Origin of the sequence: Sporosarcina sp. Marseille-Q4063 (assembly GCF_018309085.1) — a bacterium.
Lineage (GTDB): Bacteria > Bacillota > Bacilli > Bacillales_A > Planococcaceae > Sporosarcina.
Window position 1 is genome coordinate 3,170,817 of the sequence record NZ_CP070502.1, and the last position, 21,692, is coordinate 3,192,508.

Annotated in this window: 20 protein-coding genes and 1 pseudogene; 19 read left to right on the forward strand and 2 right to left on the reverse strand. The window is 37.9% G+C overall.

Features of this window, described 5'->3' with window-relative positions; genetic code table 11:
* The first annotated feature begins 11 nt into the window (after positions 1–11).
* The 4 genes from JSQ81_RS20085 to JSQ81_RS16220 all read left to right on the forward strand — a co-directional run bounded on the left by JSQ81_RS20085 (position 12) and on the right by JSQ81_RS16220 (position 3,818).
* A complete protein-coding gene (locus tag JSQ81_RS20085; RefSeq protein ID WP_249336559.1) occupies positions 12–491 on the forward strand; it encodes a DUF4282 domain-containing protein in 480 nt (159 codons plus the stop codon).
* Between the two features lie 75 nt (positions 492–566).
* Complete coding sequence (locus JSQ81_RS16210; protein ID WP_212605045.1) at positions 567–2,732, forward strand: zinc ribbon domain-containing protein; 2,166 nt, start codon at positions 567–569, stop codon at positions 2,730–2,732.
* A gap of 107 nt (positions 2,733–2,839) precedes the next feature.
* Entirely contained in the window at positions 2,840–3,172 is a 333-nt protein-coding gene (locus tag JSQ81_RS16215; RefSeq protein WP_212605046.1) for a hypothetical protein, read from the forward strand.
* Positions 3,159–3,818 carry a hypothetical protein gene (locus tag JSQ81_RS16220; RefSeq protein WP_212605047.1) on the forward strand — a complete coding sequence of 220 codons (660 nt, stop codon included), beginning with the start codon at positions 3,159–3,161 and terminating at the stop codon, positions 3,816–3,818. Before JSQ81_RS16215 ends, JSQ81_RS16220 begins: the two co-directional genes overlap by 14 nt.
* Before the next feature lie 208 nt (positions 3,819–4,026).
* On the opposite strand, the gene JSQ81_RS16225 is transcribed toward JSQ81_RS16220, so the two are convergent.
* Complete coding sequence (locus JSQ81_RS16225; protein WP_249336743.1) at positions 4,027–6,789, reverse strand: EAL domain-containing protein; 2,763 nt, start codon at positions 6,787–6,789, stop codon at positions 4,027–4,029.
* Between the two features lie 857 nt (positions 6,790–7,646).
* Here JSQ81_RS16225 and rpiA point away from each other — a divergent pair.
* From rpiA to JSQ81_RS16270, 9 genes are all read left to right on the forward strand, one after another.
* Positions 7,647–8,330 carry a ribose-5-phosphate isomerase RpiA gene (rpiA, locus tag JSQ81_RS16230; RefSeq protein WP_212605049.1) on the forward strand — a complete coding sequence of 228 codons (684 nt, stop codon included), beginning with the start codon at positions 7,647–7,649 and terminating at the stop codon, positions 8,328–8,330.
* 229 nt (positions 8,331–8,559) lie between these two features.
* A complete protein-coding gene (locus JSQ81_RS16235; RefSeq protein ID WP_212605050.1) occupies positions 8,560–9,564 on the forward strand; it encodes a substrate-binding domain-containing protein in 1,005 nt (334 codons plus the stop codon).
* Between the two features lie 24 nt (positions 9,565–9,588).
* Positions 9,589–10,542, forward strand: coding sequence for a sugar kinase (locus JSQ81_RS16240; protein WP_212605051.1), 954 nt, complete (start codon positions 9,589–9,591; stop codon positions 10,540–10,542).
* Positions 10,539–11,177: a 3-hexulose-6-phosphate synthase gene (gene hxlA / locus JSQ81_RS16245; RefSeq protein WP_212605052.1), complete on the forward strand. Its 639-nt coding sequence runs from the start codon at positions 10,539–10,541 to the stop codon at positions 11,175–11,177. Before JSQ81_RS16240 ends, hxlA begins: the two co-directional genes overlap by 4 nt.
* On the forward strand, positions 11,161–11,706 hold the full coding sequence (gene hxlB / locus JSQ81_RS16250) for a 6-phospho-3-hexuloisomerase (protein WP_212605053.1): 546 nt from the start codon (positions 11,161–11,163) through the stop codon (positions 11,704–11,706). Before hxlA ends, hxlB begins: the two co-directional genes overlap by 17 nt.
* Positions 11,707–11,750: 44 nt before the next feature.
* Positions 11,751–12,776 carry a TRAP transporter substrate-binding protein gene (dctP, locus tag JSQ81_RS16255; protein WP_212605054.1) on the forward strand — a complete coding sequence of 342 codons (1,026 nt, stop codon included), beginning with the start codon at positions 11,751–11,753 and terminating at the stop codon, positions 12,774–12,776.
* Between the two features lie 65 nt (positions 12,777–12,841).
* A complete protein-coding gene (locus JSQ81_RS16260) occupies positions 12,842–13,321 on the forward strand; it encodes a TRAP transporter small permease (protein ID WP_212605055.1) in 480 nt (159 codons plus the stop codon).
* Positions 13,318–14,604: a TRAP transporter large permease gene (locus tag JSQ81_RS16265; RefSeq protein ID WP_212605056.1), complete on the forward strand. Its 1,287-nt coding sequence runs from the start codon at positions 13,318–13,320 to the stop codon at positions 14,602–14,604. Before JSQ81_RS16260 ends, JSQ81_RS16265 begins: the two co-directional genes overlap by 4 nt.
* Positions 14,605–14,635: 31 nt before the next feature.
* The gene (locus JSQ81_RS16270) at positions 14,636–14,917 is read left to right on the forward strand and encodes a cupin domain-containing protein (protein ID WP_212605057.1); all 282 of its coding nucleotides are present in this window, start codon (positions 14,636–14,638) and stop codon (positions 14,915–14,917) included.
* 202 nt (positions 14,918–15,119) lie between these two features.
* Here JSQ81_RS16270 and JSQ81_RS16275 read toward each other — a convergent pair.
* A pseudogene (locus JSQ81_RS16275) lies at positions 15,120–15,296 on the reverse strand (response regulator transcription factor); the annotation flags it as partial.
* 191 nt (positions 15,297–15,487) lie between these two features.
* On the opposite strand from JSQ81_RS16275, the gene JSQ81_RS16280 reads away from it, so the two are divergent.
* The 6 genes from JSQ81_RS16280 to JSQ81_RS16305 all read left to right on the forward strand — a co-directional run bounded on the left by JSQ81_RS16280 (position 15,488) and on the right by JSQ81_RS16305 (position 21,670).
* On the forward strand, positions 15,488–15,913 hold the full coding sequence (locus tag JSQ81_RS16280; RefSeq protein ID WP_212605058.1) for a type II 3-dehydroquinate dehydratase: 426 nt from the start codon (positions 15,488–15,490) through the stop codon (positions 15,911–15,913).
* A 47-nt stretch (positions 15,914–15,960) separates the two neighbouring features.
* On the forward strand, positions 15,961–17,010 hold the full coding sequence (locus JSQ81_RS16285) for a TAXI family TRAP transporter solute-binding subunit (RefSeq protein WP_212605059.1): 1,050 nt from the start codon (positions 15,961–15,963) through the stop codon (positions 17,008–17,010).
* 83 nt (positions 17,011–17,093) lie between these two features.
* Entirely contained in the window at positions 17,094–19,004 is a 1,911-nt protein-coding gene (locus tag JSQ81_RS16290) for a TRAP transporter permease (RefSeq protein WP_212605060.1), read from the forward strand.
* A 39-nt stretch (positions 19,005–19,043) separates the two neighbouring features.
* Positions 19,044–20,102 (forward strand): bifunctional 4-hydroxy-2-oxoglutarate aldolase/2-dehydro-3-deoxy-phosphogluconate aldolase, encoded by a 1,059-nt coding sequence (gene eda, locus JSQ81_RS16295; protein ID WP_212605061.1) that lies wholly within the window; start codon positions 19,044–19,046, stop codon positions 20,100–20,102.
* 35 nt (positions 20,103–20,137) lie between these two features.
* The gene (locus JSQ81_RS16300) at positions 20,138–21,145 is read left to right on the forward strand and encodes an NAD(P)-dependent oxidoreductase (RefSeq protein ID WP_212605062.1); all 1,008 of its coding nucleotides are present in this window, start codon (positions 20,138–20,140) and stop codon (positions 21,143–21,145) included.
* A 72-nt stretch (positions 21,146–21,217) separates the two neighbouring features.
* Positions 21,218–21,670 (forward strand): HIT family protein, encoded by a 453-nt coding sequence (locus JSQ81_RS16305; protein WP_212605063.1) that lies wholly within the window; start codon positions 21,218–21,220, stop codon positions 21,668–21,670.
* Positions 21,671–21,692: the final 22 nt, after the last annotated feature.

The following is a 21,692-nucleotide window of genomic DNA, read 5'->3' on the forward strand; positions in this document are numbered from 1 at the left end:
GGGAATGTGGAGTGATATGTGTAAATTGCAGTCACGAACAAGCTAGTGGGAAGTTTTGTGGGAAATGTGGAACGTCATTGCAAGGGGTGGAAACGTCGCAAGTTGGGGAAATAACCGTCTCGCAGCTTGAAACTGAAACTGCAGCATCCAATGTGAGCGAATCGATTACTCAACCTGTTCGAAACCGGGCAACACCAGTTCAGCCAAATAGAGAGGGGAAAAGTTGGATGAAAGAATTCTTGCATTTTGACAAAATGATTACAACGTCCATTATTAAATTTGTTTTTTGGATTGGTGCCGGATTATCAATCTTAGCTGGCCTTATTATTATGATTTCCGGCTTCGTCTCTGAAGGAATTTTTGTGCTTTTAGGTCTTTTAGCTATCGTTGTGGGTCCAATAGTCGTCCGGATTTATTGTGAACTCTTAATTGTGTTCTTCAAAATTCATGAAGCATTACAGGATTTAAAAGGAAGTTCTTTTAATAGATAAAATTGCCAAGAAGAGCTGTCGGTAAAATCGACAGCTTTTTAGATTGAGAATTTATTTGGAATCGGAGGATAATATGTGAATAGATTTTGTTTGGAATGCGGAGCAAAAGCTCAGCCATCTGATTTAGTATGTACAGAATGTGGAACTAAGTTCGTTGAACAAGAACAGGTCCAACCAGACATAATTGTGAAAAATAATAAAACACCTATGACGAAAAAGAATAAAGTGATAGCGCTTCTTGCCGTATTATTTATTTCGGTGCTAGTGGGGCTTTATTTATTCGGAAATTCATATGCGTCTGCTGAAAATACATTGAAACGATTTCATAAAGTGGTAGTTGGTAAGGATAGCAAAGCCATTAAAAAGCTTGTTGAATTCGAGGATGGTGCTGAACTTTCGAAAGGAGATGTTAAGGCAATTATTGCATTTGGTGATAAAGAGCCTAAGAAATTCACGAAATCGATTGGATCGTGGGGAGACGTATCTGATTCATTTTTATTCGCAATAAAACAGTCTGGAAAGGTATTCGGCCTATTTGATGGATATAAGATCATCGTTCCGAATCAGTATGTTTCGGTTCCGTTTCAATACGAGGAACTTGAGTATACGTTGAACGGAGCAAAGTTGAAAATGGCAATAGAAGATGGAAGAGCAGTCATCGGTCCAGTTGCGCCGGGCATTTATGAGTTGAACGCTGAATACAAGGGAGAATATGCGGAATTCATCCAAACAAAGCAGATTGAATTACTTGAACCTTATGGTGAAGTGGTATTTGCGGAATTGGATTTTGATATTAGCGATGTCACGTTCCGATTGAATTTCTCTTATGGGGTTGATCCTAGTAAAACGAGGATTTTAATAGGTGCTAAGGAACTCGCATTTGACCAAGAGGGAACAATTGAATCGGCGGGCCCTTTTCCTTTAGATGGAAGCGTCAAAGTAAAAGCTATTAGTGAGTTCCCGTGGGGAGTAGTTGAAACAGAGGACATTATAGTAGATGAAAGTTATATTTCTATAAATATTCATGGTCTTAATCATGATGTTGAAAAGGAGATTGTTGATACTGTACTCGCTTATGGCGAACAATATATTGCTTCGCGGGCGACAGCAAATTCAAATGATGTGACCACAGTAACGAATGAATGGAAAAAAGTGATGCAAGAAAGTTATGATTATGAAAGTGAAAATAAAGGATATTTTTCCGGACAATTAGATGAAATACAAGTAGATTTAGAGCGTGCTCAGGTGTTGGAAGACGTTGATACCTTCAGGGTTACCGTTCCAGTTTCATTTTCATTGCAGGGAGCGCTTAACCAAAATGGGAAAGGTGCGAAACTCTCCGCGGAAGTCGAATCTTGTTTAATTGAAATCGTCTATGTTGAGGATGAATGGAAGGTTGCTAAATGTGAACTCGACTGGTTTAGCGAGGAAGCTGGTGGAACGATCGTAGAAGCTTCAAAAACGCTGCATAAAGCAAGCAAAGAAGAGGCCGTGAATTTAGAAACTTCCATGTGGGGCGGTTATTGGCAAGTAGAAGATAAACAAATAAATGGCAATCTGGCAATTTATGATGAAACAGAGGAAGGCTTTTATTTCGACATCCATGTAGCCTCAGGGCATGTAGGCGACATGCAAAATGTGTACGCATTAAAGGATGGAAATGTGGCTAAATCAATTAAAGACGAGTATGGCTGTGTGATTACTCTAACCAAAAATGATGGGGAAATTTCTACTGAAGAAGGTCCTGATTGCTGGGCATGGCACGGAGCGGGTATCAATTTCGACCACACTTTTAAGTTTGTGGAAGGCGGTTTAGTCCAATTCGCCATTGATGAAGCGTTTTTGGATATCATAAAACAAGGTTTTTTGGTTAAAGGGACTTATCCCCTGGGAACAAAACTTAAAACAATTATCAATGAAAAAGGTGCATATAATCAAGTTGAAAATCTTCAAGGGGCAACATATCACTTTTATGGGAATGGAATTGGTTACGGAACCTTCATATATGATGAGGTAGATGAGGAGGACGTAATATCAATAATGGTTGGCAGCGCACATGATTATACGCGCGGAGAATTGGTCACCTATTTGGGTGAACCTTCCTTTGAATTTGAAGATGCAAGCGAGGGTTATGGTTTAATTATTGGTTATGCTTTTGAAAATGGATTTGAGCTTCAATTCCGATATGTAATGAACAGCGACAGGCTTGGTGTTGTTGTGTTGACTGATAAGGGGGATTGAACTTGTGGGACTTGGCGATGGGGTAAGGCATCGACAAGTTGGCTGAAGATATAATTGACGAGTAATTGACAATAGGTACCTACTACAAAGAGAATGGGGATTGGAAAATGGGGAGAAAAGGCTTAATTGGATTATTGGTTTTACTAATTATTTTAACTATGGCCGCTTGCTCTAACATCGATGAGAAAATAGTTGGAAAGTGGGAAGATAATTTCTTTGGTTATATAACATACGACTTTAAATCCGACGGAACCTTCAAATTAGACACAGGAGAAGAAATAGTGAAAGGTAAATTTTCAACAAGCGGAGACAAATTAACTCTTGAAGCGAAAGGTGATAAAATAGTCGGGAATTATTCTATCGAGGATGGAATATTAACAATTAGCTCCGAGGACGGAGAAGAATTCGAGTTGGTTAGAGCTGTTAATGATAAAAAATGACGGCGGAAAGATTTTTGTAATCGGTCAAGGCATCTTTGACTCAACTAATAAATATGGGGATCCTGTAAAGTTATCAACTGACAAACTAGTCGGAAACCACCCTTTTATAAGGGGCAATGCAAAAGTTGGTCTTGGAACCTCGGAATCCGGCGTAACTAGATATAATGTACCTTCAATTTATGGGATGAAAAAAACAACTGGAGAGGCATATTACGGGAATACCCAAATCTTTACCGCTGAATCTCATTCAAATGGGCCTGTCCAATGGGAAACAACTGTCATCCCACTAGGTAAACAATTTAAGACATTTGATTTAACCCTAGCTTTAGAGGAGGGAGAGTTTGATTTTGATAAAATGGTCGAAGGCGGGGAAAGGGCATTAGTTGTTGAGTTTTATCCGACCGATATCTTTTCTACTTCTACAAATCCTATCTATCAAGATGAAAGTGATGTCAAACCGCAATGGGTATTCAATTTAAAGGAAGGAGAACAGCCACAAAAAATAACACTAGACGTGACAGGTCTAGGAGGTTTGTATGTTTGGATAAAATCACCACGCAGACAATATTCAGCATTAGAAGATACAGAAGGTAAAATAGATAGATATAATCTAATGCTTAATAACGGCGTTTTAAATCGGAATTAAATTTGATTTTATAAAAAACTCTTTGCTAAGGACATTGAACTATTTTTGGGTACCTGTGCAAGACACTATTTTGATAATACACTACAATTGTATAAAGTGAAAAGGGGATACCGACTGTGTAACACTTTGTCGATATCCCTTTGTTTTTTTATTCGCAGTTATGAATTGTCATAAATGCACCGTGCACAGGTACCTTTTGGCGGCTTTCTTAGTCTTTTTTTATCCCATATTGATGAACGATTTGTTCCATATCTGAAAAACGTTCAACTAATTCTTCTGGAGGGACAGGCTTGCTGAACAAATATCCTTGGGCTCCATCACAAAGATTTTGCTGTATGAAAATCAGGTGTTCCTTGGTTTCCACGCCCTCTGCGATGACCTCAAGGTTTAATTGATGGGCCATGGCAATAATCGTTTTTACAATGGTAGCACTATTGTTGTCTACAGAACAATTCCGTATAAATGATTGGTCAATTTTCAGTTTATCGAAGGGGGCTTCCTTCAAGTAATGCAGAGAACTGAATCCCGTTCCAAAGTCGTCTAAACTTATTTTAAGACCTAGGGCTTTTAATTCGTGCAAGACATTCAGCGCTTGATCACTATCCGCCAGCATACTCTCCGTAATTTCAAGTTCCAGGTATTTAGGATCAAGTCCCGTCTCCCTCAAAACTTCGCCAACCATTTCCACCAAATTGGGCCGATAAAGCTGCCGGACAGAAAGGTTTACCGATACTTCGAAGAGAGGTAGGCCCGCCTCTTGCCAAGCCTTTGTTTGCTTACAAGCTGTTCTTAAAACCCATTCGCCAATTGGTACAATCAAGCCCAATTCTTCAGCCAACGGGATAAAGTCCCCGGGTGAAACGAAACCTTTTATAGGATGATTCCAACGAATTAAAGCCTCTACACCATTCACTTTTCCGGAAGCCAAATCGAATTTAGGTTGGTAATAGAGCAAGAATTCCTCACGCTCAAGTGCCTTCCGAAGACTCATTTCTAACTCAAATCGGTCATGGCTTTGTTCCGAATAACTCAGGTTATATGACTGATAAGCATTTTTCCCGCTCTTTTTTGCCTGATACATAGCTGCCTCGGCCATTTTGATTAAATCGGCTTCATTCTTTGCGTCATTTGGATACAGGCTAATACCGATACTCGGCGTGACGTAAAGTTCGTATTGGTTTAAATGAAAAGGATTCGATAAACTGGCAATCATATTTTCCGCAACAGTGGCGGCTTCAACGCTACCCATATTTGGAAGGTAGACCAAAAATTCATCTCCACGATTTCTTCCTATCTCGCCATGAACGGGAACACAGTTCTTCAGTCTTTCCGATACATCTTTTAATAATCGATCCCCAATTTCGTGCCCCAACGCATCGTCAATTAACCCGAATTCATCCAAATCAATATATAGCAGAGCCATTGACTCTTTAGATAATGAATTTTTTAAGGAGTTACTGAAAGCGTTACGATTGAGTAACCCTGTTAAACTATCGTGGAAGGCCAAGTATTCAATGGTCTCTTCGGCAGCTTTACGGCCTGTTATATCTACAATGGTTCCGATAGCCGCGGGTTTTCCTTGATAAATCATAGCCGATCCAAAGGTTTCCACATAAATGACAGTATTGTCCTTTTTGACCATTCTATATTGATAGTGTGCTGTTTTGGAAATATCATTTATTCGATTTTTAATGTTTTCTAAAATCACATGATGATCTTCAGGATGAATAAAAGCCAAAACGCTAGCCCCTAAAAGTTCTTCCTCGTTAGAACCCAACAATTCCATCAATTTCTGATTTGCATAAACAAATTTTCCTTCTTGAGTAATATAAGAACCAACTACTGAGTTTTCAGTCAGACTTCTATACTTATCTTCAGCTTCAGCCAATATGACTTGAGCTTTTTTAAACGCTGTTATATCTTTAATCACAGCATAGACACCGACAATTTGGTCGTTTACGACAATAGGGAAGTTCGATATATATACCTCGAATTGTTCACCGGTTTTCCCATAAAAAGCTGAGTTGTAATTCACGCGTTGCCCATTCTTTGCCATGTCAAAGTGTTTCAAGGTTTTTTCTAATCGATCCGGCACAATTAATGAAATAAAAGATTGATGTAGTATTTCTTCTTCTGTAAACCCGTATAATTCCACTACTCTATTTACGCTAAGAAATTTTCCATCCAAATCGAATGTTATGATCATATCTGGATTCTGTTCAAAAAGTGACTGATAAGATTGTTCTAGTGTTTGAGTTTTTATTGATTGTGCTGTTATTTTATCCAAAAGGAAAGATTCGAATAAGAAAAAAATAAAAAGAGCGCTAAATACAATTCCTAACACAATCGAAAAAGGCAGCATATTCACACTCAAGTCAGTGATTTCTAGATTCACGACAGTTAGGGACATCCTTAAAAGGAAAAGAAATATTGCAAGCGACAGTCCAAAAGAAATGCCACCAACCAACTTCACAAAAGGAATCCCCTTATTGTTTCTCAGTAATTTTTTCACCCAACTTAATGCTGAATAAATCCCAACGCAGCCAATTGCAGCGGCGAAAAGAAAAACAGGGAGATTAAGGTTTATATCAATATCCTCATGGTATGCATTCCAACTTATGAAAGTGGTAGAACAAACGGTAATTCCGAACGCAATAGAACCGAGTATTATACCATTTTTAAATTTTAAAAGGTCTGTCGAAAAAAATGAAAGAATGATTGCAATCATTAAAGCAAACCCGACATAAACCATATCTAAATACAAATCATTGGTAGGCGTATAGGCCAGATTCCCAATGAACTGCATACACCAGATGCCCAGTCCCAATACTACAGCCCCGCTAACAAACCATCTTTTATGATAATAATCAGTAGAAAGATGTCGTAAATAAAAACCATGTGCCGTATAAGAAGCAATTACTACAATAACGATTGATAAAATAACAAGAGGATAATTATATGAACCCACCACAAATCCCAAAATGACCCACTCCGATACGTTTCTAAATTTGTTGAAGATTTGTAAATGAAAATCTTGAAATCACGGGCTATATGTTCTTCCTAAAAATGAAATCAATTGCAAATAAAAAGCCACCCTAAAGGTGACCGAAAATAAAAAAATAACCTATTTAATAACCTCATGTTCAGAATACACAGATGTAAAAATACCACAATTTACCGTGGTGTACAAGATGTTTTTTTATATTTTAGAATCTTTTTAGATACCCTTTTTAGGTACCTGTGCAAGACACTATTTTGACAATACACTACAATTGCATAAAGTGAAAAAGGGATATCGACTGTATAACACTTTGTCGATATCCCATTGGTTTTTTATTCGAAGTCTTGAATTGTCATAAATGAACCTTGCACAGGTACCTCTTGAAAATTGTCATTAAGCAGCGTCCAATTAATAATGTGCAAGTAATCCCTTTTTCATCGCAACTCGTTCACAATAGAAAAAGAATACTAGGCCTAAAGCGAAATAAAAAATGGCGTTAAATCCGAGAATCAAAAAGTCCCCTAGTCCAATTGAGTTTTAGGTACCTGTGCAAGACACTATTTTGACAATACACTACAATTGAATAACGTGAAAAGGGGATATCGACTGTATAACACTTTGTCGATATCCCTTTGGTTTTTTATTCGAAGTTTTGAATTGTCATAATTGCACCGTGCACAGGTACCGTCCGAGTTTATTAAGGTGAAAACTCTAAGATATTAGAAGATGTCCGAAGTTTTGTACTTTTTAATATGGCTTTCTCATGGGATAATTGATATTGTAATCGACGAGTAGAATAATTATTTTGGAAGTTATGAGGTGAAGTCATGAAAGAACAGCTAGAGTTAATTAAAAAAGCAGCTGGTGAAAAGGCGGCTGAATATATTCAAGATGGTATGGTTATTGGTCTTGGTTCGGGTTCGACAGTGTATTGGATGATGAAAAAGTTGGGTGAAATGATTGCAGATGGTATGGATGTAAAAGGTATTCCATCTTCGATCCGAACGGAAGGATGGGCCCATGAATTCGGAATTCCACTTACGGATTTTTCGGAAGTTCGCTTGCTCGACTTGGCGATAGATGGTGCGAATGAAATTGATCCACAGTTTAACCTTTCAAAAGGCGGCGGAGGTTCATTGGTTCGAGAGAAAATCGTCAATGCCAATTCTAAAAAGTTGATCATCATTGCAGATGAAACAAAGTTGGTTTCCGCATTAGGGGAAGCACCTTTGCCTGTGGAAATTTTGCAATTTGGTTGGGAAGTTACAGTTGAAAAAATTGCGGAACTTGGGTGCAAACCTGTATTAAGAGTGCATGATGGTGAGAGATTCGTTTCGAATAATGGAAATTATATCGTTGATTGTGAGTTTGAATCGATACAATATCCAGTGAAACTTCATCATGAGTTAAAACTAATGTTAGGTGTTGTGGAAACGGGTTTATTTATTGGCATGACAGATGTTGTGATTATTGCTGGGGAAGACGGAGTTAAAGTTTTAGAAGTGAAATAAAGTTTACATGTTTAATGCTGCCGCAATCGAATAGATTGTGGTTTTTTTATTTTTAATATAGAAATGATGTTTTGTTTCTGCATGCTCTACTTTCATTGACGTTATTTCATTATAGTATTGGAAATTTTAGAAAATCCCTTGTTAAGCGTTTACATTTCTGATAATATAAAAATCAATCAACTAAACCGGTTTACTAAATCGGTTTAGTGTTGAATTGGAGAGAACGACATTGAAAAAAGTAACAATTGATGATGTTGCAAAAAAAGCGCGTATCTCGAAAAGCACTGTTTCTCAATATCTAAATAAACGCTATGAATATATGAGCGTAGAAACTAGAGAGCGAATTAAAGAAACGATTGAGGAATTGGGCTATCAGCCAAATATTGTCGCGCGTTCATTAACACAGAAATCGACTTCAACAATAGGCGTTATCGTAGCAAACATTTTACATGCATTTTCAACACAAATCATTCGTACGATTGAAGATTATTGTAATGAAAGAGATTTACATATCATTGTTTGTAATGCAGATGATAAACCAGAAAAAGAAAAGCGATATATTGATATGCTTTTGGCCAAACAAGTGGATGGTCTGATTATTTTCCCGACTGGAGGAAACCTGGACCTCTATGAACGTTTGCAAAAACAAAATTACCCATTAGTTTTTGTCGATAGAGCTGTAAAAGAAATTGATGTTTCTTCAGTCATGTTGGATAATGCACTGGCTTCAGAGTTAGCGGTCAACCATTTCGTTCAAAAAGGATATTCTCGCATAGGGATTTTAACATCGGAAGTTGTGAGAAATGTTTCTACCCGAATTGAGCGTGTCGCCGGATTTAAACGAGCCATGCTTATGAACGGTATGGAAGTTAATGAAGATTTTATCAAAAGTGTAAATGTTGAGCGTGTTCAAGAGGCATTCCATGAAATGTTTTCATTGGAAAAGAGACCAGAAGCCATAATCGCGGGAAACGACTTGACTTTATTTGAAATATTGAAATATGTAAATGAAAACAATATAAAAGTCCCGGACGATTTGGCGCTTATTGGAATTGATGATGTCGGGTTTGCAAGTATATATAGCCCGCCACTAACAACGATTGCTCAGCCTACAGTTGAGATGGGGAAGAAAGCAGCTAGTTTATTGGTCAAAAAAATTAACAAAGATACAGATGAAGCGTACAAATCGGAGTATCGGTTTGAACCAAAGTTAATAGCGCGTGATTCTTGTTAATGAAGATATAAGGAGATAGTCAAAATGGTGGAAGTAATTACGATAGGTGATGCAATGATTACCTTGGATCCGACATCGAATGGTCCGCTGCGTTTTGTGCATACATTCGAAAGAAAAGTTGGCGGGGCTGAACTTAACTTTGCGATTGGATGTGCACGGTTAGGCATGAACACGGGATGGATTAGTCGATTAGGAAACGATGAGTTCGGAAGACATATATTAAATTTTGTTCGTGGTGAGGGGATTGACACAGAACATGTGGAACTAGTTGACGGCTACTCGACTTCGCTTAATTTCAAAGAAGTACGAGAAGATGGGAACGGTAAAACATTTTATTATCGTGACAATTCCCCAACTGAGGTGCTTACCGTTGATTCGATAGAAGAGGAATATTTTAAAACGGCGAAGCTCCTTCATATTACGGGTGTTTTTGCGGCATTGGATAAAGAGAAAAACTTAGCGATTCTTCTAAAAGCTATTGAATATGCGAAAAAGCATAATGTGCTCGTGTCGATGGATCCCAATATACGTTTAAAACTTTGGACGAGAGAAGAAGTGAAAGAGGCGCTCGTTACTTTATTGCCATCGGTTGATATTTTACTAACAGGATTAGATGAAGCTGGAATATTATTCGATACGGTGGAACCCGATGAAATAATCAAAATATGTCGCGGTTATGGTGTTTCAACAGTTGCGATTAAGCTTGGTGAAAGCGGTTCAATCGGATATAAAGACGGTGAGTACATAGAAGCAGCTCCTGTTAAAGCATCAAAAGTAGTCGATACAGTCGGTGCTGGAGACGGGTTTGATGTAGGTTTTGTTTACGGTGTATTGAATGGTTGGACGCTCGAACGAACGCTATTATTTGCAAACACAATCGGCTCGATGGTTGTGAGTGTAGCGGGCGATAACGAGGGATTGCCATTACTTGAAGAAGTACTTATTCGGTTAGGGGAAGGGGAATTTATCGAACGATGAAACTCCAAATCGCTTTAGATAGATTGTCGAAAGAAGAATGTATAAGCATTTTGGTAGAAACAAGTCCATATGTCGATTGGGTCGAGGTCGGGACGGGTGTTATTAAGCAATACGGTGTTTCAATTATTGAGGATATAAAAAGACACTATCCTGAGAAAATTGTTGTTGCCGACATGAAGACGTGTGATGCAGGAAAGCACGAAGCAAAGCAGGTATTTGAAGCGGGAGCTGACATTACAACGGTCATGGCTTATGCGGATAATCAAACAATTATAGATATGTTAGCGGTTGCAGAAAAGCATAACAAGCGAGTGATGGTCGACCTACTTGGTGTTAAAAGTAAAACGCGAGTTGAAGAACTTAAAGCGTTGAATGTGGACTTAGTTAGTTTGCACGTTGGAAAAGATATGCAGAAAAATACACAACTTCATGCTGACGTGTACGATCTCGTAAAAGGCATAGAAGATTTAGAAGTAGCAATTGCCGGTGGAATCAACCTTGATAGTTTAGATGAAGTCATGGCAAAAGGTCCAAATGTTTTGATTGTAGGAAGTACGATTACTAGTGCTGTAAATCCAGGGGATATTGCTAAACAGATGAAAGGAATGATAAAGCGATTTGAAAACAATCATTAACACAGTTGTGGAAGAAGTTTCGCATGTGCTTACAAATGTGAATGAAGAAGAAGCTATTCAATTCTCAAACGAGTTAGTGAAGGCAAAGCGCATTTTCGTTTGTGGTGAAGGGCGATCAGGTCTCATGGGGAAAGCTTTTGCGATGCGATTAATGCATGCAAACTACACAGTATTTGTCGTAGGTGAAACAATTACACCGAGTATCCAAGCAGGCGATTTATTTGTCGCAATTTCGGGTTCAGGGGAGACGAGCTCGATTTATCAGTTAGTTGAAAAAGCGAAGAAAGTCGGGGCGAATGTTCAACTTGTAACCGTTAACAAAGATTCGTCGATTGGAAATATTGCTGACGGGGTGTTGGTTGTTCCAGCTGCAACGAAATACCGGTTGCCGAGCGAAGCACCAACGATTCAACCATTAGGCAATCAATTCGACCAAAGCGTCCATTTGCTACTTGATGCGATTATTATTTCAACGTTAAAAGAAGTTTCAAATGAAGAGTTGCGTAATCGCCATGCGAATTTGGAGTAGGTAGATAAAACAAAATATAAATAAGAAAATGGAGGAAAAACAAAATGAAGAAGTTATTTTCAGGATTAGTCATGTTGTTAGCATTAACAATGGTTTTGGCAGCATGTGGGGACGATAAAGGTTCAAGTGAAGGCGGTAAGGATGGCAAGATTAAATTACTTGTAGCACATAACCAAACATCACCGGATAACCCATATCAAGTCGGTCTTTTAGAATTCAAAAAAGTCGTTGAAGAAGAATCAAATGGCGACATTGAAGTTGAAGTCCATGCGGGAACTTTAGGTACTGAAGAAGAGGAACTTGTTCAAAAGCTGAAATTAGGTGCAGCAGATGCTGTATTAGTATCCCCTGGTTTTATGACACAAACAGGTATTAAAGAAATTGACTTGTTAGCATTTCCGTATCTCTTTGATAGCTATGATCACTGGGAAAAAGTTGTAGACGGTGAAATAGGACAAGAAATGGCGGAATTAATTAAAGAAAAATCCAATAATGATTTTAATGTTGTGGGCTATTGGTCTGCTGGAGTTCGTCATTACTATGGTAAAAAACCACTTAACTCTTTGGAAGATTTAAAAGGTTTAACGATTCGTACACAAACTTCAGGTGTTGTCGCAGATTATTGGACGAAAATCGGAGCGATTCCAACGTCGATTGCTTGGGGAGAGTTATATCAAGCGTTGCAACAAAACGTAGTTGATTCGTCAGAAAATGCGTATCCGTATTTCGCGCAGCAAAATCATCACAAAACAGACAATGGTAAATATACAACAGAAACAGGACATGACTACACGACGCGTTTCTTATTAATGAATGGCAAGAAGTTCGATAAATATACAGAAGATCAGCAAGAAATTATTTTGAAAGCGGCGGATGCGGCTACTCAAGCTGAACGTGAAGCGCTATATGCTCAAGAAGATGAGTATAAGCAAATTTTACTAGATGATGGCGGAGAGGTTAATGAAATTGATCGTCAGCCGTTTATTGACGCAGCAATTGAAGTTCAAGATAAAACAGCAGAAAGCATCGGCGCAACAGAATTACTTCAAAAAATAAGAGATTTAAAATAAAGGAGGACGAGGGTGCGGATTCGTGCCCTTATCTTTTATCCTTTTAGGGAGGTAAGTGAACAATTATGTTTATTAGAAGGCTAGAACGTATTCAAATGGCGGCAGGGGTTGTAAGTCTATGTATCTTTTTCATAGCAATCATCGTTCAAATTGTAACGCGTCATATGAAAATAGCGGTCATTTGGACGGAAGAAGTAGCAAACTACTCCTTCGTTTGGGCAATTTTTATGGGAGCGGCTGTCATGGTTAACCGAAGAGAACATTTTAGTTTCGACTTTTTAACTAGCCGATTTAAAGGGAAAAAGAAAGCGAGTTTATTCTTTTTTAATGATACTGTCATCATGCTTTTTAGCTTCGCAATCTTTTTTTACGGCCTTCAAGCAATGACAACATTTTGGAATTATAATTGGGTAGCACTCCCGTTCATGAAAATGGGATATGTGTGGATTTCGATTCCAATTATGGGAATTACAATGTTCATTTACGCGTGTAATCATTTAATCGAAAATGTGAAAGCCCTTCGCAGTAAGGAGGTACCAGAATGATTGGACTTATATTACTTGGTATGTTTCTTGTTTTAATGATTTTGGGTGTTCCAATTGCTTTTGTCATCGCAATTGTTGCGTTTGTTGGTATTTTTAATGTGCCATATATTCCAGAAGTGACGGTTCCGGTGAAGATGATGAACGGGATTAATTCATTCGTGTTATTGGCGGTTCCGTTGTTCATATTGGCTGCCAACTTAATGAATTCAGGAAAAATTTCTGAAAAGCTTATTCAATTGTCACTTGCGATTGTAGGACGGATTCGCGGAGGATTAGCACACGCAAATATCTTAGTATCGATGATTTTTGCAGGTGTATCTGGATCTGCGCAAGCCGACACTGCAGGTGTAGGGAAAATCCTTATTCCGACAATGAAAAAGCAAGGCTATGACACTGAGACAGCGGTTGGTGTAACGGCTGCATCTTCTACAATTGGTGTAATTATTCCGCCAAGTATACCAATGATTATTTTTGCTGGTTTAACGAATGCCAGTATTGGTGCATTATTTTTAGGCGGAATTATCCCAGGAATATTAATTGGCGTGGGAATGATGGTCTATGTTTACATATTGGCTCGAAAAAGAAACTATCCAAAAGCGGCAAAGACTGCACCTAGGGAGCTTGTAAAGTTACTAATTGAAACAATTCCAGCACTGCTTACTCCGGTTATTATTATCGGTGGGATTATTACTGGATTCTTTACAGCAACAGAGGCAGCAGCGGTCGCATCGTTGTATACGTTTATTATTAGTATGTTTTATTACAAAACGATTAAGTGGAAAGACATGCCGAAAATCTTAACTGATACGCTTGCGCTTAGCTCATTGTCGCTATTTGCCTTAGCAGCCGCTAGCGCGTTAGGGGAATTGATGAGTTTTTACCAATTAGGTTTACTGGCTCAAGAATTCTTTGCTAATAATATCGGCACTAAATGGCTGTTCATCTTAATTATTATTGGTTTCTTCCTATTTATCGGAACGTTCATGGATGCGATTCCAGCTATGATTCTATTTGTTCCAGTAATTCTACCAACGTCAATTGCATTTGGTATGGATCCGGTTCACCTAGGATTAATCGTTGTTATGACCTTGGCGATTGGTTTGGTAACACCACCATACGGGTTATGTCTGTTGCTGGCCGCGAAAATAGGGAACTTGTCGATAGAAAGATCGCTCTTTGCGGTTCTTCCGTATATTTTAATCGTATTGGCTGTCTTGTTATTTGTGGCGTTCTTCCCGAGCATCGCATTTTACATCCCGAATTTATTGAACCCATCTTTGTAGAATAAACTAAGAGTGTTTAGGAAGTGTGGAAATGGTTAATAGAGAGATTTTGAGTGCAGAAGGTTCTGTCATGCTTGTGAAAGTTCAATTGGCTGAAGGCTTTGTTGGTGACGTGGACCAACACCCTGAAGAGCAAATTAGTTATATTGAGCATGGTTTAGTGGAGTTTGAAGTTGGTGGGGTTGTTCGCGTGCTTGGTGTGGGGGAATCGGTTTATATTCCTTCGAATGTTGAGCATCGGGTGAGAGTGATTAAGGCGTGTGGGATTTTGGATGTGTTTACGCCTGTTAGGGTGGATTTGTTGGGGGAATAATTGTGGATAAATGGAGAGCCGTCGAAGTGTGATTATATCGCTTTGGAGGCTTTTTTTCACTGTGCTATAGACAATAAAACGCAAAATTACATAAAAAGGGAAGTTTGCATATAGAAAGTTTTGCGACTTCCCTTTTTCAGGTTAGCATTGTCCCGAATTGTCGTACTTGGTGTCTACAGAAACAACAAATCACTTCTAAAATTCAACCTATTAAATTATATTTCATCGCATATTCAACAAGTTCGTATCTTTTAGATAAGTTAAGTTTATTCATAAATCTTGTCTTATGGGCATCAACCGATTTGACACTAATCATTAATACTTCAGCGGTTTCGGTTATTGAGAACCCTTTCACAAGGAATTGCAGAACCTCCCGTTCTGGAATAATATGTTTAATCGCTAGGCTTAATAATGAATGAAAAAACTAAACATTTATAATTTGTTGAAAATTCTATTGACATCAATTAATATTTAATATAATATAAGTATCAAATGAAATCTAAAGTTTAAAACTACAGATTTTAGATTTTATATAGCACTTTTAAAATCTAATAGAAGGGAGGGGGATGTGTGAAAAAAATCTTACTTATAAATGGGGCAAACATGAATCTTCTTGGTTTAAGAGAACCTGATAAACTAGGTTCGGCTACGTTAGAAGAAATCAACAGAGAAGTAATAGATTACTCTAAAGGACTAGGTATTGAAGTTGATACTTATCAAAGTAATCATGAAGGAGACATAATCGATAGAATACAGCAGGCTAGTTTTGAGTACGCGGGTGTTATTATCAATCCGGGTTCATTTGGTCACTATAGTGTTGGTATAAAGGAGGCAATCAGTACGTTATCAATTCCTTGTATAGAGGTCCATCTGGCCAACTTTTTTAGAAACCCCGGGAATCAATCTACAATTGCTCCCGTTTGTACTGGAATGATTTCTGGTTTTGGTAAAGAGAGCTATTTGGTTGCAGTGGACACGCTTATGAAAATTCTTTAAGTTATTATGGATAGTTGTTTCAAATAATTTAAATAGGAGGATTGATTATGATAAAAAAGAAAAAAAAAAATATTGCTTTACTTTTAGCTTTGGTGGTAGCGCTTTCAATTACTACTGCATGTTCCGAGGATAACACGAATGTCCAAAGTTCAAGTAATGCTGAAGGGGTGAAGGAATTAGTATTAACAACCCAAACTGTAGGGACAGCAGTATATTCTAGAGCTTCGGCCTTTAACGAAATATTAAAACCTATACTTCCAGAGGATTATAGTATGGAAGTTCAGCCATCATCTACTGGAGGAGCGGCGACTGTACTTTTACTGGAGGAAAACAAGGCACAAATAGGAACATCCAACAATGTTCCGGCAAAAAAGTTATTTGAAGGAACATACGATGATAATCGTCCTGCCGTAAAAAATGTGGCTTCTATTCTTGGCGGTACAGACTTTACTTATATGACAATTATGTTTACTGATTCCTTTGTTCAAAAAACTGGTATTAAAACATTTGAAGAAATAATTGAACAAAAATACCCTGTGAAAATAGTTACTAAGCAACCAGGAAGCTTTGGAATAACAGGTGCGGAAGACCTCTTAGACACAATGGATGTGAAATTTGAAGATATTAAATCTTGGGGAGGTGATGTGTTTCATATCGATCCTAGTCAAATGGTGGATATGTTAAAGGAAGGAAAGGCGGATATCTCAATAGATGTAGTGAGTCTTGGTCAACCGGCATTCTCCGAACTAACAATGACCACGCCTATGCATGTGATTGAAATATCAAAAGAGACTAGGGATAAACTAAATGACTATGGTTATGCCAACAAGGTAATGCCTGCTGAAAGTTGGAATGGACAAGATAATGACATCCAAACTGTTGTAGGGACAGAATCCTTGGTTGTGAGGAAAGACGTTCCAGACGAGGTTGTATATGCCATAACCAAAGCAATCTGTGAAAATACGTCGAGATTGGTAGAGCTAGTCCCGGTAATGAAAGACTTTGATCCGAAAAGTGCAGGTAACATAGAATACCTAGGAATACCTCTTCATCCAGGAGCTGAGAAATATTTTAAAGAAGTTGGATATCTACAATAGACCTAATTGGTTTGGATGACATCAAAAACTATAAGATGAAATATATTTTATCTTTTGTTTTATAGTCCGGGGAGGATTTATTGATGGAATTACCACTAAATAAAAAGGCTCATTCTATTAACATACTACTAGGAGTAATTGCGCTTGGTTGGTTGCTCACACAATTATACTTCACATTATTTAAACCGATACACCCTATGATTCTGAGTCCGATTTTCCTTTCGTTCGCTTTGTCTTTAGTTTTCATTAGCAAACCAATAAATAAAAAGATTATTTGGCCTAGGCTAATTGATTTTACCTTTGTAGGCATCCTCATTGGGGTCGTAATTTTTTATATTGGACATGAACAGCGTATAGTCAATAGAATTCCAAACATTGATCCAGTTTTACCTGGAGATATTGTTGTAACGTTAATCCTGCTCCTACTTTTGCTAGAAGCAGTTAGAAGAGTACTAGGGTTTAACTTGTTAATCTTTGTGTCAGTTTTTATTGCCTATGCATTTCTAGGACCTTATAGTCCTGGTTTTACAAATTTTTCGGGATTCTCATTGCACCAATTTACTGAGATCATGACTTTGACTACAGAAGGATTATATGGAACTCCTTTATCGGCAACTGCCAGTTTCATCTTCTACTTTATTCTATTTGGAGTTATTTTCTCTGCATGCGGAGGAGGACAGGTCCTGATTGATATAGGTTTAAAGTTAGGTAATCCTGAAACCGGAGGTCCTGCCAAAGCAGCTGTGATAAGTAGTGCTCTTATGGGAATGATTAGTGGGAGCTCCGTTGCTAATGTAACCACGACAGGCGTTTTGACTATTCCGATGATGAAAAAGGTTGGTTATAAACCTGAACAAGCAGCAGCGATAGAGGCCGTTGCTTCTACGGGAGGACAGATAATGCCACCTATTATGGGTGTAGGAGCATTTATAATGGCAGAGCTGTTAGGTGTTAAATATGCTTCTATTGCTTTAGCAGCTACAATTCCGGCCTTAGCCTACTTTTTATCCATTCTTCTTCTTGTAGGATTTATTGCAAAGAGGAATAGGCATGAGGGGTCGGTGGCATTGGAAGATATCAAGAATGTTGAATTTAAAACTCAGCCAATCTTACCGAGATTGTACTTGCTTATCCCGGCGTTCGTACTACTTGGTATGGTCCTCTCTGGTCAATCCTTAAGGAGTGCTGCACTTTACAGTATTCTGGCGATATTAGCACTTAATATTTTGATCCCAGCTAACCGTAAAGGTATTAAAGAAATCTATGAAGCATTTATTGAAGGTATAAAGCAGGCGGCAAATATTACCCTTCCAATTGCAGCATGTGGAATTATTATTGGTGTCGTTATTCAATCTGGCCTAACCAATAAATTTTCCGCTGTAGTTGCAGCTGTTGGTGGATCAAGCCTTATTGCTGCCCTTTTGATTACTATGATAGGGTGTATGCTGCTTGGAATGGCTTTACCGACAGTAGCTGCATATCTAATTGGAGTTGTATTATTTGTACCAATCTTGATATCACTTGGTATACCAATTTTAATAGCGCATATGTTCTGCTTTTACTTTGGGGTTATTGCTCAAATTACTCCACCCGTTTGCTTGGCGTCCTTTACAGCGGCTGGTATTGCGGGGGCGAATCCTTGGAAAACAGGTTGGACAGGATTTGTTTATGCATCAGTTTCATTTTTAATCCCATTTGTTTTCGTTTATCAGCCTGCAATACTCCTTATGGGATCACCCGTACAAATAATTGTAGCTGCTTTATTCCTGTACGCTGGCGTTTGGGCATTAGCCATAGCTATTTCCGGGTATATGTATGCGCCGCTTCATAAGTTTGAACGGTTATTGATGCTCACAGTAGCGCTACTTTTAATAGTACCTGAGTTAGCTACATCCCTAGTAGGCTTTGTCTTACTCGGAATAATTTTAGTCAAAAATATTAAAAGTAAAAGACTTAGTCGTCAAATTCCAAAAATGGCATTAGAAAAAAGTTGAGTAAACGGTATTTAAAAAAATAATAGGCGGTGTATTAAAATGGAGAAAATTCTAGTAAAGATTGATAATCAAAAAGTATTAAAACAGATTGAGGATTATGGTATTGTTCCAGTGGTGAAAATTGAAAACGTGAAGGACGCTGTTCCGCTTGCTAAGGCACTAATTGATGGGGGATTGAATGTAGCTGAAATCACATTTAGAACGGATTGTGCCACTGATGTAATAAAAGAAATTACAAAGAAATATCCAGACATGCTTGTAGGAGCGGGTACAGTAAACTCAGTTGAACAGGTTAAGCAAGCAATGGATGCGGGTGCAAAGTATATTGTTTGTCCGGCCTTGATTGACGATGTTGTAGAGTATTGCTTACAACATAATATTCTTGTAATCCCTGGTTGTACAACAGCATCAGATGTTCAAAAGGCAGTTTCATATGGGCTTACCAATTTGAAGTTCTTTCCAGCGGAATCATCTGGAGGGATTCAGACTATTAGAGCTTTATCCTCAGTTTATGAAGGTGTACGTTTCATGCCGACAGGTGGGATAGATTTAGACAATATAAGTGAGTATGTCAATGATCCTAATGTAATTGCTTGCGGCGGAAGCTGGATGGTAAATCCAGAATTAATTAATGCTGGAGAATTTGATGAGATTAGAAAGCTTACACGTGATTCTATTTTCAAAATATTGAATTTTGATTTTGCGCATTTTGGAATCAACTGTGATACTGAGGAAGAAGGATACAAGAATATCTTCAAGTTAGCGGATATGTTTGACCTAATACTGGGGGATACGGAAAGCTCAACATACGTAGGAAAAGATGTTGAAATTACGAAGCAACCTTTTAAAGTAAGAGGTCCGCATGGTCATATTGGTTATCATACGGATAATCTCAAGAGAAGTATCTTTTATTTAAGTAACGCTGGCGTAGAGTTTAATATGGAACACATTAAATATCATGGTGATAAAATGTTCGTAATTTATCTAAAGGATTATCTAGCTGGTTTTGCTATTCATATTGAAGAAAGAAATGACCATAATCCGTCTTCATGGGATCATCGTGATGATATTAAATCATTAATCGGCTGGAATAATTAGTAGATAACTAGTCACTTTCAAAGGAGAGAAATTCTATGGCGAAGAAAAAGATTATGGTACCATTCCCTGTTTTTAAGGAGGGGTTAACAGAGTTGTTTGAAAGGTATGATGTATATTATCCATCTGAGGTGGTTCCTAGAGAAGAAATACTGAAAATACTTCCTGAATATGATGCATTAATTTCTTGTGGTTTTAAACCAGACAAGGAAGCAATCGAGCGTATGGATAATATTAAGATCATGAGTACGTATGGTGTTGGATACGATAATGTGGATTTGGAAACTATGAATGATAAGGGGATTCTTGTATGTAATCTACCGGATATTGTTACTGAATCTACTGCTGAATTCGGGATGGCACTCATGCTGTCTGTAATGAGAAGAGTAGCTGAAACTGATAGAAAGTTGCGCCTAGATCAAGATCTTCCATGGGGACCAATTGCAAATGTCGGTAGAGGACTAAATGGGAAAAGATTGGGTATTGTAGGAATGGGTAATATAGGTAGAGCCTTAGCAAGAAGAACAAAAGGGTTCATGATGGATGTAACATATCATAACAGGAATCGCCTGTCGGAAGAGGTTGAAAATGAGTATAACGCTACTTATGTTCCAACACTAGAGCAACTCTTAAAAGAGTCGGACATCGTAATGATTAATACACCGCTTACAACATCGACATACCATATGTTTGATACACCGCAATTTGAAATGATGAAAGAGTCTGCTTTCTTGATAAATATTGGTAGGGGTCCAGTGGTTAATGAGCAAGCTTTAATTAATGCATTACAAAATGGAGTGATTGCTGGAGCTGGACTTGATGTATTTGAGAATGAACCTAATATCCCTGATGCATTTAAGACAATGGATAATGTGGTTCTTGGTGCACACATGGCAACTGCAACAATTGAAACAAGAACAGAAATGGTTCGGTTGGCAGCTAAAAATATTATTGATTACTTGGAAGATGGTAAACATCCAAACCTTGTTAATCCGGAAGCCCTTCAAAATGTTCGACCATTGAATTCAGAAGTTTCAATCAGATAACTAGTGTTAAGTATGATGGGCCTCTTCAAGGAGGCTCACTTACTTAAAAACTATTCAGGAGGAGAGTTTACTATGGATAAAGATTATGATTTGCAGTGTTTTTACTGTACAAAAAGTGAGCCTTTATCAACGCTTATGACAGAGGTATGTGTCTTGGACTCATCTACGGTTTACCTATTTCATGATCAAAAAAATCCTGGTAGATGCATAGTTGCTTCTAATGGACATAAAACAGAACTATTTGAGTTTAGTTCTCAGGAAAGAAATGATTATTTTGAAGATGTATCTAATGTAGCAAAGGTAATACACGAACTATATGGTGCAGATAAAATCAATTATGCCACTTATGGTGATCTAGCTCCTCATTTTCACGTACACTTGGTACCCAAAAAAGTAGATGGTGTTTCTTGGGGCAGTCCATTTAGTGACACACTTGAGAAAGTACATTTAACAGAAGAAGATAAGACTCAATGGATTGCTACTTTGAATTATCATATAAAAAAATACGTAAAACAAAAGATTTAAAATCAGATTTTAAATCTAAAAA

Bases quoted from the DNA above. Each gene is read 5' to 3' on its own strand.
- rpiA (WP_212605049.1), top strand. From the start codon at position 7,647: ATGAAAGAACAGCTAGAGTTAATTAAAAAAGCAGCTGGTGAAAAGGCG.
- JSQ81_RS16220 (WP_212605047.1), top strand. From the start codon at position 3,159: ATGATAAAAAATGACGGCGGAAAGATTTTTGTAATCGGTCAAGGCATC.
- JSQ81_RS16260 (WP_212605055.1), top strand. From the start codon at position 12,842: ATGTTTATTAGAAGGCTAGAACGTATTCAAATGGCGGCAGGGGTTGTA.
- JSQ81_RS16265 (WP_212605056.1), top strand. From the start codon at position 13,318: ATGATTGGACTTATATTACTTGGTATGTTTCTTGTTTTAATGATTTTG.
- JSQ81_RS16305 (WP_212605063.1), top strand. From the start codon at position 21,218: ATGGATAAAGATTATGATTTGCAGTGTTTTTACTGTACAAAAAGTGAG.
- JSQ81_RS16290 (WP_212605060.1), top strand. From the start codon at position 17,094: ATGGAATTACCACTAAATAAAAAGGCTCATTCTATTAACATACTACTA.
- dctP (WP_212605054.1), top strand. From the start codon at position 11,751: ATGAAGAAGTTATTTTCAGGATTAGTCATGTTGTTAGCATTAACAATG.
- JSQ81_RS16270 (WP_212605057.1), top strand. From the start codon at position 14,636: ATGGTTAATAGAGAGATTTTGAGTGCAGAAGGTTCTGTCATGCTTGTG.
- JSQ81_RS16285 (WP_212605059.1), top strand. From the start codon at position 15,961: ATGATAAAAAAGAAAAAAAAAAATATTGCTTTACTTTTAGCTTTGGTG.
- JSQ81_RS16240 (WP_212605051.1), top strand. From the start codon at position 9,589: ATGGTGGAAGTAATTACGATAGGTGATGCAATGATTACCTTGGATCCG.
- JSQ81_RS16215 (WP_212605046.1), top strand. From the start codon at position 2,840: ATGGGGAGAAAAGGCTTAATTGGATTATTGGTTTTACTAATTATTTTA.
- JSQ81_RS16300 (WP_212605062.1), top strand. From the start codon at position 20,138: ATGGCGAAGAAAAAGATTATGGTACCATTCCCTGTTTTTAAGGAGGGG.
- hxlA (WP_212605052.1), top strand. From the start codon at position 10,539: ATGAAACTCCAAATCGCTTTAGATAGATTGTCGAAAGAAGAATGTATA.
- eda (WP_212605061.1), top strand. From the start codon at position 19,044: ATGGAGAAAATTCTAGTAAAGATTGATAATCAAAAAGTATTAAAACAG.